Here is a 16192-nt window from a genome sequence, read left to right on the forward strand (position 1 = left end):
CCATGCGCATACGAGCAGCACGCCTGGACGAACTGCCCCTCCTCCAGGACATCGAGAGGGCGGCCGGACGGTGCTTCCGGGACATCGGCATGCCGGAGATCGCCGACGACGAGCCGCTTCCGCTCGCCGAACTCGCGGACTACCGGCGGGCCGGGCTGGCCTGGGTCGCCACGGGCCAGGCCGGCACCCCGGTCGCGTACCTGATCGCCGACCGCGTCGACGGCAACCTCCACGTCGAGCAGGTGTCGGTCCACCCGGACAGTGCCCACCGCCGCATCGGCCGGTCGCTCCTGGACCACCTGGCCGCGTACGCCACCCGCGAAGGGGCTCCCGCCCTGACCCTCACCACGTTCACCGAGGTCCCCTGGAACGCCCCGTACTACGCGCGCTGCGGATTCCTGCCGCTCGACGAGGCGGCCCTCGCGCCGGGCCTGCGGGAGATCCGCGAACAGGAGGCGCGCCACGGCCTGGACCGCTGGCCGCGGGTCTGCATGCGCCGGGCCCTCTGACGGCGCGCCCGCCGGCCCCGGGTTGTGCTCCGTACGAGTTCACTTGGGGTGCTCGTTCGGCCGCAGAGCCGAGTTCATGATCATCATTTTGGCTCCCGATCGTTTTGATGCTGCCATCCGGGCGCGTGAGATCTGGGAGGGCAACGAATGCAACTGACCAAGGCGTGGGGCGTGGTGGCCGCCGTGACGGGAGCCATGCTGGTGGCCGCGGCGGCGCCGGGCCGGGCGTCCGACGCGGACGCCGCGGAGCACCCGGCCGGGCGCGGACCGAAGGAGGCCGCCGTCACCCTGCTGGTCGGACGGGCCGTGGACGACGGCGGCCGGACGGGCGTCGGCCGGTGCACCGTCCCCACCTCACGGCCCGGGCTGTGCGCCGGCTGGCGGGAGGAGCGGGTCCGGGCCACCGCCCGCGGCAGCGGCACCGTCCTGCGGATGCCCGCCGTCGGGGAGCCGGCCGGCGCCCACGCGGACGCGCTGCCCACGGACGCCGACGCGCCGCTGGAGATCGCCCTCGCCGAACCGGGCCGCCTCACCGACGTCACCGTGACCGACGGCCACGGCCGCCGTCTGGCCGGGGAGCTCAGCGCCGACAGCGGCCGCTGGCTCAACACCGAACCGCTGCGGGCGGGCGAGACGTACACCGTGCAGGTCGGTGCCCAGGACGCGGCCGGCACCCCGGTCGGCGTGACCATGGCCTTCAGGACCGCCCCGCCCGCCGACGGGGGCCGGCTGACGGCCGAGTTCGGGCCCGGCCCCGGCACGTACGGCGCCGGGGAGATCGTCACCGCCGATCTCAGCCGCCCGGTGCCGGCCGCCGACCCGCTGGCCCGCGAGCGGGTGGAACAGGCCCTCCAGGTCACCTCGGAACCCCAGGTCGAGGGCGCCTGGCACTGGGTCGACGCCTCGACGCTGCACTACCGGCCGCGCACCTACTGGCCCGCCCACACCGTGGTCCGCGTACGCAGCGGCCTCGACGGGGTCGAGCTCGGGGGCCTCGGCCACGGCGGCCCCTCGGAGCCGCTGGAGTTCACCGTCGCGGACCGGATCGAGGCCCTCACCGACTCCGCCGCCCACGAGATGACCGTACGCCGCAACGGACGGGTCATCAGGACGATCCCGGTCACCACCGGGAAGGCCGGGTTCCGGACGCGCGCGGGCATCAAGGTCGTGCTGCGCAAGGAGTCCAAGGTCCGGATGCGGGGCGACAGCGTCGGGATCAAGCGCGGCACCAAGGAGTTCTACGACCTGCCCGTCCGCTACGCGACCCGGGTGACGTGGAGCGGCGAGTACATCCACGCCGCGCCCTGGTCGGTCGAGGCACAGGGCGAGGCGAACGTCAGCCACGGCTGCACCGGTATGAGCACCGAGGACGCCGCCTGGTTCTTCGAGACGGTGCGCGAAGGGGACATCGTCGAGGTGGTCAACAGCGGTGGCGAGAAGATGGCCCCCTTCGACAACGGATTCGGCGACTGGAACGTGGACTGGGACAGCTGGCTGGCCGGCAGCGCCCTGGCCGCCACCGACGCGCGCCGGCTCGGTGCGGAGCCGCACGCACCGGCCCGGCTGCATCCGACCACCTGAACCGACCACCTGAACCCGCCCCCCGAACCCGTCCCCCGAACCGAAGGCCGGCTGATCCGAATCGCCGACGCCGGGCCGCGTCCGTTGGCATCATGGTCGCGGCGGGCCGGTCGGGACGGGGTGGGGTGGCGGAGCGGTGGGCGGTACGGGGATGCACGGCCGGGATCGGCCACAGGACGAGCCGAGGCACGAGCCGGTCGGTGAACTGGCCGAGCGGGTCGCCCTGCTCGCGGACCAGGCCGGAGCGGACTCGGCGGCCTCGCTGATCCGCCGGGCCGCCCGCAGGGCCGAATCGCCGCTGGCCCGCATCTGCGTCATCGGCGGCAGCAACGTCGGCAAGTCCCGGCTCGTCAACGACCTGATCGGCACGGACTGCCTGCCCGTGTCCGTCCATCCGACCAAGGGCCCGCCCGTGGTCGTCCGCCCGGCCCCCGCCGCCGGTCCGGCCGACGCGGGCCCCACGGAGGCGGGCCCCACGGAGGCCGGCCCCACGGACCCCGGTTCCGCCGACCCCGGTTCCGCCGACGCCGGTCCCGCGGCCTCCGACCCTGCGCAGCCGCGCACCGTAGCGGTCCGGGTGCCGGCGGATTCGTGGCTGGCCCGGGCCGGGGTGGAACTCGTGGACACACCCGGCTGGGAGGGCTGGTCCGGGGTACGGCAGCCCGACACCGCCGCCCTCGCCCGGATCGTGGCCGACGGCGACGTGGTGGTCGTGGTCACCGAGGCCCGCCGGGCGATGCTCGCCACCGAACAGGCCAGGATCAAGGCGCTGGCCGCGGCCCCGCACACACCGCCCCTGGCGGTCGTCGTCACCAAGCTCGACGAGGTCGAGGACGAGGCGGCCGACATCCTGCGCCGCGTCCGGCACCTCGTCGGGATCCTCGCGCCGGAGGCGCTGGTGGAGCCCGGACCGGTGCGCACGTCCGGCACGGCGTCGCCGGCCGAAACGGCGGACGGGATCGACCGGCTGCGCTCGGTGCTCGCCCAGCTGGCCGGCGTCCGGCTGCGCCGCGCGTTACGGACGATCCGCAGGCTGTACCTCCTCGCGGCCACCTGCGACCTGGTCGAGGAGGCCGCCGCCCGGGCCCTCGCGGACGCGGACCGCTCCGATCCGGTCCGGGCCCGTGCCGCACAGATCTGGCACACGGCCCACGAGAGCGCCCGATTCCACTGGATCGTGCTCAGCGCCGACGTGGGGGAGTGGCGCGCCGCGCTCGTCTCGGCGATGGCCGCCGAGGCACGCAGGCGCCGGGCCGCCGCCACGCGCGAACTCGCCTCCCGGTTCTCCGGGATGCTGGAGACCCCGGAGGAACAGCACTTCATCCGGCTGCACACGATCCCGTACACCGCGGAAGCGCTCCAGCGCTTCGAATCCTGGATCACGGTGACCGTCGACCGGGTGCTCGAACAGGACACCCGCCGGCTGCGGGACGTCCTGCTGCGCAACCGGCCCGGCGAGGAACTCTTCCAGGGACTGGCCGCCCCGGACACCCGGCGGATCGTGCCGACGGCGGCCCTGCCCGGCGTCGCCGACACCGCGGCGGCCGCCGAATCGCAGAACGCGACCGGCTGGGACGCCTCCTGGCTGCCGGAGTTCGTCGGCACGGCCATCGAGAGCGTGCTGACCCCCGTCTCCACCGAGGTCGTCGCCCAGATCGCCGGCGCGGCCGGCACGGCACTGGTGACCGAGGCGCTCGAACACGGCCAGGCGGAGCGCCGCGAGCGCACCATCGACGACCTGGAGCGGATCGTCGAGGCCGCCTTCACCGAACAGGTGGCCCGTACGGACGCACGGATCGGCCAGGTGTACGACCGCCTGCTGAGCGAGGCCCGGGACCGCGACGAGCAGTGGTGGCGGCTGCACACGACGGCCGTCGCAGCCCGCCCCGATTCCTTCGGGCACTGGAGCTCGCTGCGCCGCACCGCGCGGTCGCTGAGCCGTGCCGTACACGCCCACCTCTCCCCCCTGGAAGGGGCCTGATGGAACACGAGACCCCGCAGCCGTCACCCGGCCAGGAGTCGCCGGCCACGCATTTTCGCGGCTGGAGCGACAACATCGGAGCGCTGCGCTCGTACTACCGGCGACTGCACCAGGTGGCCGGTGAGGCGGCGGAGGCCGTCGCCCCGCCCGGCGGCCCGGCCGGGGCGCTGGAACTGGGCATCAACGGGGCCGTCTTCGAGCGCGAGACCTTCCGGATCATGGTGCTCGGCGAGTTCAGCAGCGGTAAGAGCACCCTGATCAACGCCCTGCTGGGGAAGCGGCTGCTGCCCACCAAGGCCAATCCGGCGACCGCGTTCACCACGGTCCTGCGCTGGGGCGAGACCGAGCGGGCCTGGCTCTACCGGGACGCGGACCGGCGGGGCGGCGAGAAGGCCGTCACCACCGAGGAGTTCAAGCGGGAGGTCTCCCTCCAGATCGACGCCCACGGTGCGCCGCGGGCCCCCTCGTTCGCGCTGGCCGTGGTCGAACAGCCGCTGGAGCTGCTGCGCAGATCCGTGGAGATCGTCGACTCGGCGGGGATCAACGAGAGCCCGGACCGGGAGCTGGTGACCTTGCGGTACCTCGAGGAGGTGGACGCCGTCGTGTTCGTCACCGACGCGGGACGGCCGTTCACCCTCCACGAGACCGAGAACTACCTCGAGCGCGTCAAACGGCTCGGGCACCGCGACATCTTCTTCGTGGTGAACCAGTTCGACCGGATCGAGCAGGAGGAGCGGGCGGAGGTCATGAGCCGCTGCCGCAACGCGGTGGCCGAGCTCAGCGGCGACTCCGACTCGACGGCGGCGCCCCACGTGTACTTCGTGAGCGCGCTCCAGGCGCTGAAGTCCCGGATCGACGGGGACGAGCAGGGGCTGCGGGCCTCGGGCATCGGCCAGTTGGAGTCCGCCCTGGAGGTCTTCTGCATGCGCGACGCGGCCCGGGTGAAGTTCGTACGGCTCGCCGAGTTCCTCCGGCACAACGCCGTCAACCTGCGCCTGCGGCTGCACGACGAGGGCGCGATCCTGATGAAGTCCACGGCGGAACTGCGCGAGCTGCTGGTCCGCAGCCAGGCCACCCAGGACCAGCTGCGGACCAGTGCCGACGCCATCCGCGACATCGTGGGCAGCCGGATCCTCGACATCGAGAGCGCACTCCAGCTGAGGTTCGCCACGTTCCTGTCCGAGACCAGCGGCGAGATCTCCGAGTGGCACGTGACGAGCGGCCCCGGCCGCTTCAGCCGTGCCATCCGCTCGTTCACCAAGGACGGCCGGGTGGTCGCCCGGCACGAGCTCATGGACGCGTACACCGCCCAACTCCAGGATCGGATGCAGGTCTTCTGCGCGCAGAGCCTCGACCGGTTCATCGAGCAGCAGCAGTCCGATCTGCTGCGCCAGCTCGAACCGCTGATCCGGGCGCACGCGGACCTCCTCGACAAGCTGCGCGCCGAGCTCACCGGCGCCCAGTCGGTGCGCGACCAGAACCAGCTCCTCTACACCCTGGCCATCACGGCGGGCAAGGGCAACGGCCGCAGCGGACGACGGCGCCGGGACGACGTGCCGCTGATGTACCGGCCCAGCTCCCTCATGGCCATCGGCGCGGGCACCGGGGCGGCCGTCGCGGGCGGCACGGCCGCGGCCGCCACGGCCGGCCTGATCACCCTGGGGCTGACCGTGCCCCCGCTCGGCGTCGCGATCGCGATCGGCGCCGCCGTCGGACCGCTCATGGCCTCCGGGGCGGTCCTCTTCGCCGACGGCAAACTGCAGGCCCGCGCGGCGCAGGAGTTCTCCGACCACGTCAAGGAGTCGGCCACGATGGCGGCGCGCCAGTACGCCGACAGCCGCGCCGCCGACCTGCGTGCCGTATGGGGCGGGATCAGCGAGACGCTCCACATCCAGCTCCAGGACCTCATCGGCATCGTCCAGCGCAACATCGACGAATCCCGGCACGACGAGCACGGCAAGGCGGTCCTGCGGGACCAGCTGTACACGTACGAACAGCGGATCACCGAGATCGAGCAGCTCATCGGCAGCTTCCTCCAGCCGTTCGTGTCGGAGGCCGAGCACGAGCAGCCCTGACCCCCGGCGGCGGACCGCAGCCGGGCAGGGTGGCCGACCGAGCGGCCCGGCGGCTGACCGTGCGGCTCCGTCGCACCGACGGTTCCTGGCAGGTGGTGCGCAACCACGCGTGGCCCGTGGCGCTGATCCCGGCCCTGCTGCAACGCAGCGGTTTCCGGGACGTCGTCCGGCACCGCCCGACCTGCGCGGCCGCCGCTGGTGATCACCACGGCGGCGGCCTGAGCGAGCAGGGGCGCCGGTCCAGCTGCGGGTCCGCTGTCGGCGAAAGCCCCTGGGCCAAGGCCCGTTGTCCGTGTTGAGGTGGCCGGATGGAGATCCTGGTACTGGGCGGAACGGCATGGGTGGGTCGCGAGATCTCGCGGCAGGCAGTGGCACGAGGGCACCGGGTGACGTGCCTGGCCCGCGGAGAGAGCGGTGAAGTCGCCGAGGGCGCCACGCTGGTGGCCGCGGACCGGCGCGCGGCGACGGCGTACGAGGGCCTGACGGGCCGGGACTGGGACGCGGTGGTCGAGGTGTCCTGGCAGCCCGGCTTCGTCCGCGGCGCGCTGGAGGCCCTCGGCGGACGGGCCGGCCACTGGACGTACGTCTCCTCGGTCAGCGCGTACGCCTCGCACGCACGGCCGGGCGCGGACGAGACGGCCGGACTGCTGCCGCCGGCGACGGCGGACGAGCTCGGCCGCGAGGAGTACGGGCGGGCCAAGGCGGCCTGCGAGCGCGCCGCGACGGCCGCACTGGGCGACCGGCTGCTCATCGCGCGGGCCGGACTCATCGGCGGACCGGGCGACCACAGCGGCCGCACCGGGTACTGGGTCGGCCGCGCGGCCCGCGAGCCGCTGGCGCCGATGCTGGTGCCCGATCCGCTGGACGTCCCGACACAGGCGGTCGACGTACGGGACCTCGCGGCGTGGCTGCTCGACTGCGCGGAAAAGAAGACGGCCGGCACGTTCGACGCGGTCGGCCCGGAACTGTCCTTCGGGGAGTGGATCGCCCTGTCCAGGGAGATCGGCGGACACACCGGCCCGGTGGTCGCGGCCGGCCGCGACTGGCTGCTCGGGCAGGGGGTGGCCGAGTTCATGGGCCCGGAGTCGCTCGCGATGTGGATGGCCGACCCGCAATGGGCCGGGTTCTGCGCCCGCAGCGGCGCCGCCGCGCGGGCCGCCGGCCTGCGGCACCGCCCGCGCAGGGCCCTCCTGACCGACACCCTCGACTGGGAGCGCGAGACCGGCCTGTCCCGCCCCCGCCGGGCAGGCCTCAGCCCCGCCCGCGAACGCGAGCTCCTGGCGGCGCTCGGGTAGCGGTCGGGGGTGCCGGGCAGCCGGGCAGCCGGGCAGCCGGGCAGCCGGGCAGCCGGGCAGCCGGGCAGCCGGGGCACGGCCCCGTCGCAGCCCGGTGGCCAGGCCGCGCCCCGTACGGTGCTCCTGCCCAGGGCGCGCGGGGCCATGCGGACCGAGTGGTTCCGGTCCGGACCTTCACGGAGACCCGCTGACCAGTGCGCTTTCCGCCCGCCGGGCAGGCGGGACGCGGGCGGCCGGAGGGCTGGAGGGCTGGAGGGCGGATTTGGGGGGACCATGAAATGAGCCGCGCCGGAAGGAGCGCCTTGGATGGATGCGACCGAACCGTTCGGGGGAGGCCGGGCGGACACCGCGGGGCGCGTCGCGCCCGGGGTGTCCCCGCCGAGCGGGCTGCTCGACGTCCTCAACGTCGCCGCGGTCGTCCTGGACGCGCAGGGAAGGGTCGCCCTGTGGAGCCCGCAGGCCGAGCAGCTGTTCGGGTGGACCGCGAAGGAGGCCCTCGGCCGGCCGGCCGCCCGCCTGCTCGCGTCCCAGGACCACGTGGACCTGGTCCTGGAGCTCTTCGCCCGGGTGATGGGCGGCGCCGGGGACTGGGCCGGGGCGTTCCCCGTACGGCACAAGGACGGCAGCACGCGCCTGGTCGAGTTCCGCAACATGCGGCTGCTCGACGAGCACGGGGACTTCTACGCCCTCGGGATCGCCACGGACCGTACGCGCCTGCGCCGGCTGGAGCGGGACCTGGCCCTCTCCGCCCGGCTGGTCGCCCAGTCCCCGATCGGTCTGGCGGTCCTGGACACGGACCTGCGCTACGTCCTGGTCAACCCCTCGCTGGAGCGCATCAACGGGCTGCCCGCCGCCGAGCACATCGGACGCGGCGTCCGCGACGCACTGTCCTTCCTCGACGACGCGGGGGCGGTGGAGGCGGCGATGCGCCAGGTGCTGGCCACGGGGACACCGCTGGTCGAGCAGTTCACGGCGGGGCACACACAGGGGGACCAGCACCACGAGCACGCCTGGTCGGTCTCGTACTACCGGCTGGAGGACGCCACCGGGCGGGTCCTGGGGCTCGCGACCTCCGTGGTCGACGTCACGCAGAGCCACCAGGCGGCCAAGGAGATCGCCCACAGCCGCCGCCGCCTCGCCCTGATCGCGGACGCCACCGTCCGCATCGGCACCACCCTCGACCTGGACCAGACCGCCCGCGAGCTCGCCGACGTGGTCGTGCCCGAGCTCGCCGACATCGCCGCCGTCGACATCCTCGACTCCGTGCTCGAAGGCCGCCCCAGCCTGAAGTCGTCCGACCACGAACCGGCGGTGTTCCGGGCCCTGGCCGTGGCGTCGGCCTACCCGAGCGAGGCCGTGCGCGCCGCGGACCCGCCGGGCGACATCGCCCGCTACGAGGCGGACCGGCTGGTCACCCGGTCCGTGACCACCGGGCATCCGGTCCTGGTCGCGCACGTCCAGGCCCGGGACATCTCCCGCATCGCCCGCGACGACGACGCGGCCGCCCTGCTGGCCCGCGCCGGCCTGCGTTCGTACCTGGCCGTGCCGCTCATCGCGCGCGGCGAGGTGCTCGGCGCCCTCGACCTCAAGCGCACCCGCAATCCGCGGCCCTTCAACGACGACGACATCATCCTGGCCGGCGAACTGGCCGCCCGCGCCGCCGTGTGCATCGACAACGCCCGCTGGTACCGCAACGCGCACCACACCGCCCTCGCCCTCCAGCACCACCTCCTGCCGCACCACCCGCCGCCCACCCCCGGTCTCGAAGTCGCCTACCGGTACCGCCCCGCCGCGGCCACCAGCGAGATCGGCGGGGACTGGTTCGACGCCATCGCCCAGCCCGACGACACCACCGTCCTCGTCGTCGGGGACGTCATGGGCAGCGGCATCAACGCCGCCGCCGGGATGGGACAACTGCGCACCGCCACCCGCACCCTCGCCGAACTGTCGCTCGACCCGACGCGTGTCCTCGAACAGCTGGACCGCACCACCAACGCCCTCGAGGAGACGATCGCCACCTGCGTCTACGCCGTCTACGACCCCCACCGCGCGCAGTGCCGCATCGCCGTCGCCGGGCACCTCCCCCCGGTCCTGATCCGGTCCGGCCGGGCCCCCCGGCTGCTGGACCTGCCCACCGGCACTCCGCTGGGCGTGGGGGGCGTCCCCTTCGAGGTCACCTCCGTGCGCATGGAGCCCGGGGACCAGCTGGTCCTCTACACCGACGGTCTGGTCGAGACCAGGGACCAGCCCATCGACGAGCGCCTCGACCTCCTGCTGGAGCTGCTCGCCGACACCAGCCGCCCGCTGGAGGAGACCTGCGACCGGCTCCTGGACACCCTGCGCCGGCCGGACGACCACGACGACGTCGCCCTGGTCATCGCCCGCGCGAAGGCCCTGTGAGGCCGACGGCCGGCCAGCGCCGGTGGTGCCGGTCGATGACGTAGTGGTGGCCGTGCCGCCAGCCGTCCGCAGCGGGCCGCGCGCCGGCCAGACGGCGGTGGCCGCCGCGGTGGCGGCCAGGGAGAGGGCGCCGAGGACCAGTGCGGTCACCGGCAGCCCGGCCCCGGCGGCGCGCAGGCCCGCCAGCGGGTAGGTGAGCAGCCAGCAGCCGTGGGACAGGGCGAACCGTGCGGCGAAGGCGCGGGGCAGGTCCGGGTCCGCGGCGGAGCGGCGGACCACCCGGCCGCCGGGGGTCAGTACGGCGCAGGAGGGCGCCGATCGCGACGCTCAGGGCCTCGTCCACCAGCCGGCGCAGGTGCCCGTGCCGCAGGGCGTAGACCACGCGCCGCCCGTCCTTGCGGCTGGTGACCAGCCCGGCGAGGCGGAGTTTGGCGAGGTGCTGGCTCACGGACGGCCGGGCGGCCCCGCAGGCCCCGGTGAGCGTGCCGACATCGGCCTCGCCCCGCCCCAGCTCGTCCAGCAGCGCGGGCCGGGTGGCATCCGCGAGCAGCGCCAGGACGGACACCGCGACCGCCAGCCGCTCCTCCCGCGGCTGCGCATCGTGTGCACCTGCCGGGTGCGGGCTCGCGCTCATGGGGCCATGGTAGGCGGGCCGGCCCCGTCGAGGGCCCCGTCGAGGGCCGCGAGCAGGGCCCGTGCTCCGGCCTGCGCCCGGGCCACGTCCACGTCCTCGCAGACCACCTCCAGCCCGAGCGCGGTATGGCCCGGCAGTCCGTCGCGGCCGGGGAAGACGTAGTACGACTGGTAGGCGAAGTAGGCGCGGAACCCGTCGGCCGGGTCGCGGCCCACCGTCAGGGCGGCCTGGCGCTCCTCCCGCGGGCCCGTCCCGTACAGCTCGACCTCCCGCTCGTGGAACCGTTCCGTCAGGGGCAGTTCCAGTACGGCCAGGGCGAACTCCCGTGCGTGCGCGGCGTCTTCGAAGGGCAGCAGCTCGCTGAAGTCGGGCAGCGCCGCCAGCAGCAGCCAGCGCCGTGGCCGGCCCGCCCCGTCCGGTTCGTACGCCACGGACAGCGCACTGGAGCCCTTGCCCGTGTGGTGCTCCCAGGCATAGGTGAAGACCTGCTCGAAGTGGGTGGCGTCCATGGCGTCCTTTGCCTCGGTTCCGGCCGTATGGAGGATCTGCGGGCAGATGTGTGGGCGGTGGTGGCGCAGCGGATACGGATGGTGGGTACCGCATCCGCTGCGTGAGGAGACCCGATGACCTGCATCAACCGCCGTGACCTCGCCCTGCTGGCGCTGCGCGCCGGCACGGGCGCGGTGCTGATGGCGCACGGCACGCAGAAGCTCTTCGGCTGGTTCGGCGGAGCGGGCCTGGAGGGGACGGCGGCGGCGATGGAGCACATGGGTTTCAAGCCCGGGCGGCAGAGCGCGATCGCGGCCGGTCTGGGCGAGGCCGGGGGCGGGGCCCTGCTCGTCCTGGGCCTGGCCACTCCGGCTGCCGGCGCCGCCGCGGCGGGGGCCATGGCGGGGGCCGTATCGGTCCACGCGCCCGCCGGGTTCTTCAACCAGGGCGGTGGATTCGAGTATCCGGCCTTCCTCGGGTTCACGGCGGCGGCCGTCGGCCTCGCCGGACCGGGCCGGTACTCCGCCGACCACGCCACCCGGCACCACTTCGACCAGCCGTGGACGGTCGCCCTGGCCTTCGCGGGCAGCGCGCTCGCGGCCGCCGTGGTGGTCGCCAAACGCGCCAGGGCGCAGGAGGAGAAGCAGGCGCGCGGCGAGTGACCGCCGCCCGGGCCGCCGCCGGAGCCGCGGCGGGGGCCCGGGACCGGTCACGCCGCGGTGACCCTGGCCGCGAAGGCGTCCAGGTTGCCCGACATGCGCGCGAGGCGTTCGTCCAGGGTGAGGGACTCCTCGTACCGCCCGGCCCGCAGCTTCGGCTGGCGCTTGCCCCGCACGTACAGGGGGCAGGCGAGGTCCGCGCACACGTAGATGCCGACCGTGTTGCCCTCCCGCCCGCGGGCGCCGGCCAGCGGGGCGGCGAGCAGGGTGACCCCGGACGACGCGTGACCGGTCAGGCAGATCTGGCACAGGCTGGACTTCACCGCGCTGGTGCGGCCCACCGAGGGCACGCGCAGCGAGATCCCCACCGGACCCCGGGCTCCGGGCAGGACGAGATGGGCCCGCAGCGGCGCCCCCGGATCCACCCACCCCAGGAAGTCCAGGTCCTCCCAGGGCAGTTCGGCGAAGTCCAGCGGCAGCCGCAGCCGCGCTGCCTCGCCCTTGGTGCAGTTCACGAACGACGAGCGGATGCTTTTCTCAGTGAGTGGTTCCACGTGGATCGACCCTACGCACGGCCTGACCTGCGCGCATCCCAATATCGGGGTCCTCGGTGAGGAAGCTGCGGAGGTCGATGACCGTATAGCCGGCGGCCTGCGCCGCGTCGATGATCCGGGGCAGGGCCAGGGCGTCGAGGACGACGCCGTCCCCGTTGCCGCCCACGTGCATCTGGATGATCGCGCCGGGCCTGAGGGCGTCGACGGCGCGTCCGACCGCCTTGTCCACGGTCATGCCGCCGCTCGGGCCGAGGTAGCCGTTGGTGTCGGCGGTGAACTCGATCGCCGCGTAGCCGAGGTCGTTCACGTCGGCGACCGCGTCCCTGGTCGTCGCGCTGTAGGGGAACCGGAAGAACGGCAGCGGCTCCGTTCCGGACGCCTCGCGGATCGCGGCGTCGGCGCGCCGGACCTCCTCCGCGCGCTCCTCGGTGCTCAGGTCCCTGAAGTAGGGGTGGCTGTACGAGTGGTTGCCCAGGCCGTGCGCCGCGCCCATGGCCCGTACGGCGGCGGGGTGGGTGTCGGCGAAGTCGCCCGTCGGAAAGAACGTGGCGGGCAGTCCGCGGCGGCGCAGTTCGCCCAGCACCGTGTCCAGCCCGCTCTCGTCCCACGCGGCGTTGAAGGTGAGCGCGACGACCTTCAGCGTCGTGGGCAGCCGGCGGATCTCGGCGCCGAGCAGTGCGGCGGGCGGGCGCGGGCCGCCCGCCCCGGCGGCGGTGCCGGGGGTGGCCTCCGGAGGTCCGGCCGGGGCGGCCGCGGCGCCCGTGCACGGGGCGAGCCCCGCGGCCAGCAGCGCGGTCATCGCCGCTCGTCGTCCCGCATCCACCACGGTCTCTCCCTCCGGCACCACGCCGCGGGGGCCGCGGCGTCACCACGACTATGCGAGAGCGGTGCCCCGGTGCCCGGCCTGAACCTGCCGGGCACCCGGGTGATTCGAGCGGTCCGGCCGGTGCCAGGAAGGGCGTCAGGAGGGCGTCACGAGGGACGCCGGCGCAGGTGGGCCTTGAGGTGGTGCTGCAACGGCTGTCCCACCGCCGCCATGTCGTGGGTGACCGTCATCTCCTCGCCCCGGAGCGCGTAGTGGCGCCGGGTGCCGGTGACCTCCTTGGCCAGCGGCGTCAGTGCGACCTCCTTCGTCTCGATCTCGATCTCGGTGTCGGACACCCGCCCGACGTACGTCTCGACGATGCCGGTCGGATGGGCGAGGACGACCTCCAGGGACGCGTCGGGCGTCACCCGCCACCATCCCGCCTCGCGGCCCGCCGGGCGCACCGGGGTCCCCGACGCGTCGATCAGCCACGCGCGTGCCTCGTAGCGCAGGAACGGGCGCCCGTCGTGGCTGAAGGTGACCTCCTGCTCGTACCGGAAGTCCTGCTCGAGGGTCGGGTACTCGCCCCGGCCCCGGCCGTGCCAGCGCCCCAGCAGGGGCAGCACGGGCCGCAGCAGCGGGTGCGGTTCGGGACCCTCGCCGAGGACGTGGCTGTCCGGGTACGGATTCTCCTGCGGCAATTCGAACATCTGCGCACCTTGCCTGTCGTGATGGATCTTCCGGGCACGCAGCCTAGTGCGGCGACCGGTGCCGGTGCCGGACCGCTGCGGCGAGGCCCCGCCCCGCCCCCTCCCCGTGGAAGGGAGCGGGGGCGGGGCGGGGCGGCCGGCGGCTACCGGGCCGCCAGGGTCTCCGCGACCGAGGGCGGGACCGGTGCGAGGCCGGCCTGGCGGGTGGTGAAGGTGCCCCGGCCCTGCGTGCGGCCGCGCAGGCGGGACGCGTAGCCGAAGAGCTCGGCCAGCGGCACGGCCGCCGTGACCACCGCGGTCCCGGACCGGGAGGTGGACCCGCTGACCCTTCCGCGGCGGGCCGCGAGATCACCCAGCACCGCGCCCACGCCGTCCTCCGGGACCGTCACCGCGACCTCCGCGACCGGCTCCAGCAGCTCCACCGTGCTCACGCGCAGCGCCTCGCGCAGCGCGAACCGGCCCGCAGCCCGGAAGGCGAGCTCCGAGGAGTCCTTGGAGTGCGTCGCCCCGTCGGCGAGCGTGACCCGCAGCCCGGTCACCGGGAACCCGCGGAGGGGACCCTCGGCGAGGGCGTCACGGCAGCCGGCCTCCACGGCCCGCACGTACTCCTGCGGCACACGGCCGCCGACGACCGCCGAGCGGAACTCGAAGCCCGTCATCCCTTCCTCCAGTGGTTCGACATCGATCACCACGTGCGCGAACTGCCCCGCACCGCCGTCCTGTTTGACGTGCCGGTAGACGAGGCCGGCCACTCCGCGCACCACGGTCTCCCGGTAGGAGACCTGCGGACGCCCGACGACGACCTCCACCCCGTGGCCGCCGCGGAGCTTCTCCACGGCCACCTCCAGGTGGAGTTCGCCCAGACCCGACAGCACGGTCTGGCCGGTCTCCGCGTCGGACCGCACCACCAGCGACGGGTCCTCCTCGGCGAGCCGGGCCAGGGCCGACGCGAGCCGTCCCGTGTCGGTGCCGCGGCGGGCCTCGACGGCCACCGACACCACCGGGTCGGCCACCGTGGGCGGTTCGAGGACCAGCGGAGCCCCCGGAGCGCACAGCGTCGTACCGGCCCGGGCGGCCTTCACCCCGACCACGGCGACGATGTCACCGGCCACCGCCTCCTCCCGTTCCTCGTGCCGGTCGGCCTGCACCCGCAGGATCCGGCCCACCCGCTCCGTACGGCCCGTGCCCGCGTCCAGTACGGACTCGCCCTTGCGCAGCGTGCCCGCGTAGACCCGCAGGTGGGTGAGGCGCCCGGTCTGCGTCGCGGTCACCTTGAAGGCGAGGGCCGCGAACGGCTCCGCCGGATCGGGCGCGCGCTCCACCTCCGCGCCGTCCGCCGTCCCGCGCACCGGCGGCATGTCGACGGGCGACGGCAGGTAGGCGAGGACCGCGTCCAGCAGGGGCTCGACCCCCCGGTTCCTGTACGCCGAGCCGCACAGCACGACGACGCCGTCCCCGCGCAGCGTCAGCTCGCGCAGGCCGCGGGCCAGGGTCCGCTCGGTCAGCGCCGACGTCGCGCAGAACTCCTCCAGCGCGTCCGCGTCGAGCTCGGCCACCGTCTCCTCGAGCAGCCGGCGGCGCCGGCCGGCCTCCTCGCGCAGCGGTTCGGGGACGGGCCCCGTCTCGTACGTGTCGGCGCCGGCGTGCCAGATCAGCGCGCGCATCGCCAGCAGGTCGACGACGCCGGTGAAGGCGTCCTCGCTGCCGATGGGCAGCTGGACCACCAGCGGTACGGCGCCGAGCCGTTCGCGGATCGAGGTGACCGCCGTGTCGAGATCGGCGCCCGCCCGGTCCAGCTTGTTGACGAACGCGATCCGCGGTACGCCGTGCCGGTCGGCCTGGCGCCACACCGACTCGCTCTGCGGCTCGACGCCGGCCACGGCGTCGAAGACCGCGACGGCCCCGTCCAGCACCCGCAGCGAGCGCTCGACCTCGTCGGAGAAGTCGACGTGGCCGGGGGTGTCGATGAGGTTCACGCGGTGTCCGTCCCAGGTGCAGCTGACGGCCGCGGCGAAGATGGTGATGCCGCGGTCGCGTTCCTGGGCGTCGTAGTCGGTGACGGTCGTGCCCTCGTGGACCTCGCCCCGCTTGTGGATGGCACCGGTCGCGAAGAGGATGCGCTCGGTGATCGTGGTCTTGCCGGCGTCGACGTGGGCGAGGATGCCCAGGTTCCGGACGGTGCTGGCGGGGGAGGCGGTGGTGGCGGCAGATCGCCGGTTGGTGCGCATGGCCCGGGGCCTTTCGAAGGATGTCGAACGATCAGAGAAGGGCGCGCGATTCCCGGACGGCGGAGCCCGGCGGCCCGGCCCGCGTGCGACGGCACCCGTACGGGCGCGGCAAGGGCAGGGCAGGGGCGGGGAGCTGAGGATGCGTCACGGGGAACAGTGGCGGCCGCGCGGCCGGCACCGTCAGGCGTGAGACACCGGGATCACGTCGTACCGGGACGGGGTGGCGAAGGCGTTCGCGGTGCGGTGAACGCACATGGCCCGGCTCCCCTTCT

Annotated in this window: 13 protein-coding genes and 1 pseudogene; 8 read left to right on the plus strand and 6 right to left on the minus strand. The window is 74.4% G+C overall.

What is annotated here, in order from left to right:
* Positions 1–2: 2 nt before the first annotated feature.
* The 7 genes from ACTVZO_RS35870 (at position 3) to ACTVZO_RS35900 (ending at position 9841) form a co-directional block, all read left to right on the plus strand.
* The gene (locus tag ACTVZO_RS35870; RefSeq protein WP_443302312.1) at positions 3–509 is read left to right on the plus strand and encodes a GNAT family N-acetyltransferase; all 507 of its coding nucleotides are present in this window, start codon (positions 3–5) and stop codon (positions 507–509) included.
* 147 nt (positions 510–656) lie between these two features.
* Positions 657–2090: an Ig-like domain-containing protein gene (locus ACTVZO_RS35875; RefSeq protein ID WP_443302313.1), complete on the plus strand. Its 1434-nt coding sequence runs from the start codon at positions 657–659 to the stop codon at positions 2088–2090.
* A gap of 151 nt (positions 2091–2241) precedes the next feature.
* On the plus strand, positions 2242–4071 hold the full coding sequence (locus tag ACTVZO_RS35880; RefSeq protein WP_443302314.1) for a dynamin family protein: 1830 nt from the start codon (positions 2242–2244) through the stop codon (positions 4069–4071).
* Complete coding sequence (locus ACTVZO_RS35885) at positions 4071–6146, plus strand: dynamin family protein (RefSeq protein ID WP_443302315.1); 2076 nt, start codon at positions 4071–4073, stop codon at positions 6144–6146. The genes ACTVZO_RS35880 and ACTVZO_RS35885 overlap by 1 nt, the downstream gene beginning before the upstream one ends.
* Positions 6147–6175: 29 nt before the next feature.
* Positions 6176–6445, plus strand: coding sequence for a hypothetical protein (locus ACTVZO_RS35890; protein ID WP_443302316.1), 270 nt, complete (start codon positions 6176–6178; stop codon positions 6443–6445).
* A gap of 9 nt (positions 6446–6454) precedes the next feature.
* Positions 6455–7441, plus strand: a complete 987-nt coding sequence (locus ACTVZO_RS35895) for an oxidoreductase (protein WP_443302317.1) — start codon at positions 6455–6457, stop codon at positions 7439–7441.
* A gap of 306 nt (positions 7442–7747) precedes the next feature.
* Positions 7748–9841, plus strand: coding sequence for a SpoIIE family protein phosphatase (locus ACTVZO_RS35900; RefSeq protein WP_443302318.1), 2094 nt, complete (start codon positions 7748–7750; stop codon positions 9839–9841).
* Between the two features lie 319 nt (positions 9842–10160).
* Here the strand turns inward: ACTVZO_RS35900 and ACTVZO_RS35905 are convergent.
* Positions 10161–10475: pseudogene (locus ACTVZO_RS35905) on the minus strand (ArsR/SmtB family transcription factor); the annotation flags it as partial.
* Positions 10472–10984 carry a hypothetical protein gene (locus tag ACTVZO_RS35910; protein ID WP_443302319.1) on the minus strand — a complete coding sequence of 171 codons (513 nt, stop codon included), beginning with the start codon at positions 10982–10984 and terminating at the stop codon, positions 10472–10474. The pseudogene ACTVZO_RS35905 and the gene ACTVZO_RS35910, both read right to left, overlap by 4 nt.
* Before the next feature lie 114 nt (positions 10985–11098).
* Between ACTVZO_RS35910 and ACTVZO_RS35915 the strand changes: the two genes are divergently transcribed.
* Positions 11099–11626, plus strand: a complete 528-nt coding sequence (locus ACTVZO_RS35915) for a DoxX family protein (protein WP_443302320.1) — start codon at positions 11099–11101, stop codon at positions 11624–11626.
* A 47-nt stretch (positions 11627–11673) separates the two neighbouring features.
* Here the strand turns inward: ACTVZO_RS35915 and ACTVZO_RS35920 are convergent, their stop codons facing one another.
* The 4 genes from ACTVZO_RS35920 to fusA form a co-directional block, all read right to left on the minus strand.
* Positions 11674–12177 carry an FBP domain-containing protein gene (locus ACTVZO_RS35920; protein ID WP_443302321.1) on the minus strand — a complete coding sequence of 168 codons (504 nt, stop codon included), beginning with the start codon at positions 12175–12177 and terminating at the stop codon, positions 11674–11676.
* Positions 12161–13003 carry a polysaccharide deacetylase family protein gene (locus tag ACTVZO_RS35925; protein ID WP_443302322.1) on the minus strand — a complete coding sequence of 281 codons (843 nt, stop codon included), beginning with the start codon at positions 13001–13003 and terminating at the stop codon, positions 12161–12163. The genes ACTVZO_RS35920 and ACTVZO_RS35925 overlap by 17 nt, the downstream gene beginning before the upstream one ends.
* A gap of 146 nt (positions 13004–13149) precedes the next feature.
* A complete protein-coding gene (locus ACTVZO_RS35930) occupies positions 13150–13692 on the minus strand; it encodes an FABP family protein (protein WP_443302323.1) in 543 nt (180 codons plus the stop codon).
* A 143-nt stretch (positions 13693–13835) separates the two neighbouring features.
* Positions 13836–15920: an elongation factor G gene (gene fusA, locus ACTVZO_RS35935; protein ID WP_443302324.1), complete on the minus strand. Its 2085-nt coding sequence runs from the start codon at positions 15918–15920 to the stop codon at positions 13836–13838.
* Positions 15921–16192: the final 272 nt, after the last annotated feature.

The sequence above is a fragment of the Streptomyces sp. IBSNAI002 genome (assembly GCF_052244475.1).
Taxonomy (GTDB): Bacteria; Actinomycetota; Actinomycetes; order Streptomycetales; family Streptomycetaceae; genus Streptomyces.

Bases quoted from the DNA above. Each gene is read 5' to 3' on its own strand.
- ACTVZO_RS35870 (WP_443302312.1), top strand. From the start codon at position 3: ATGCGCATACGAGCAGCACGCCTGGACGAACTGCCCCTCCTCCAGGAC.
- ACTVZO_RS35910 (WP_443302319.1), bottom strand. From the start codon at position 10,984: ATGGACGCCACCCACTTCGAGCAGGTCTTCACCTATGCCTGGGAGCAC.
- ACTVZO_RS35900 (WP_443302318.1), top strand. From the start codon at position 7,748: ATGGATGCGACCGAACCGTTCGGGGGAGGCCGGGCGGACACCGCGGGG.
- ACTVZO_RS35930 (WP_443302323.1), bottom strand. From the start codon at position 13,692: ATGTTCGAATTGCCGCAGGAGAATCCGTACCCGGACAGCCACGTCCTC.
- ACTVZO_RS35895 (WP_443302317.1), top strand. From the start codon at position 6,455: ATGGAGATCCTGGTACTGGGCGGAACGGCATGGGTGGGTCGCGAGATC.
- ACTVZO_RS35880 (WP_443302314.1), top strand. From the start codon at position 2,242: ATGCACGGCCGGGATCGGCCACAGGACGAGCCGAGGCACGAGCCGGTC.
- fusA (WP_443302324.1), bottom strand. From the start codon at position 15,920: ATGCGCACCAACCGGCGATCTGCCGCCACCACCGCCTCCCCCGCCAGC.
- ACTVZO_RS35915 (WP_443302320.1), top strand. From the start codon at position 11,099: ATGACCTGCATCAACCGCCGTGACCTCGCCCTGCTGGCGCTGCGCGCC.
- ACTVZO_RS35885 (WP_443302315.1), top strand. From the start codon at position 4,071: ATGGAACACGAGACCCCGCAGCCGTCACCCGGCCAGGAGTCGCCGGCC.
- ACTVZO_RS35875 (WP_443302313.1), top strand. From the start codon at position 657: ATGCAACTGACCAAGGCGTGGGGCGTGGTGGCCGCCGTGACGGGAGCC.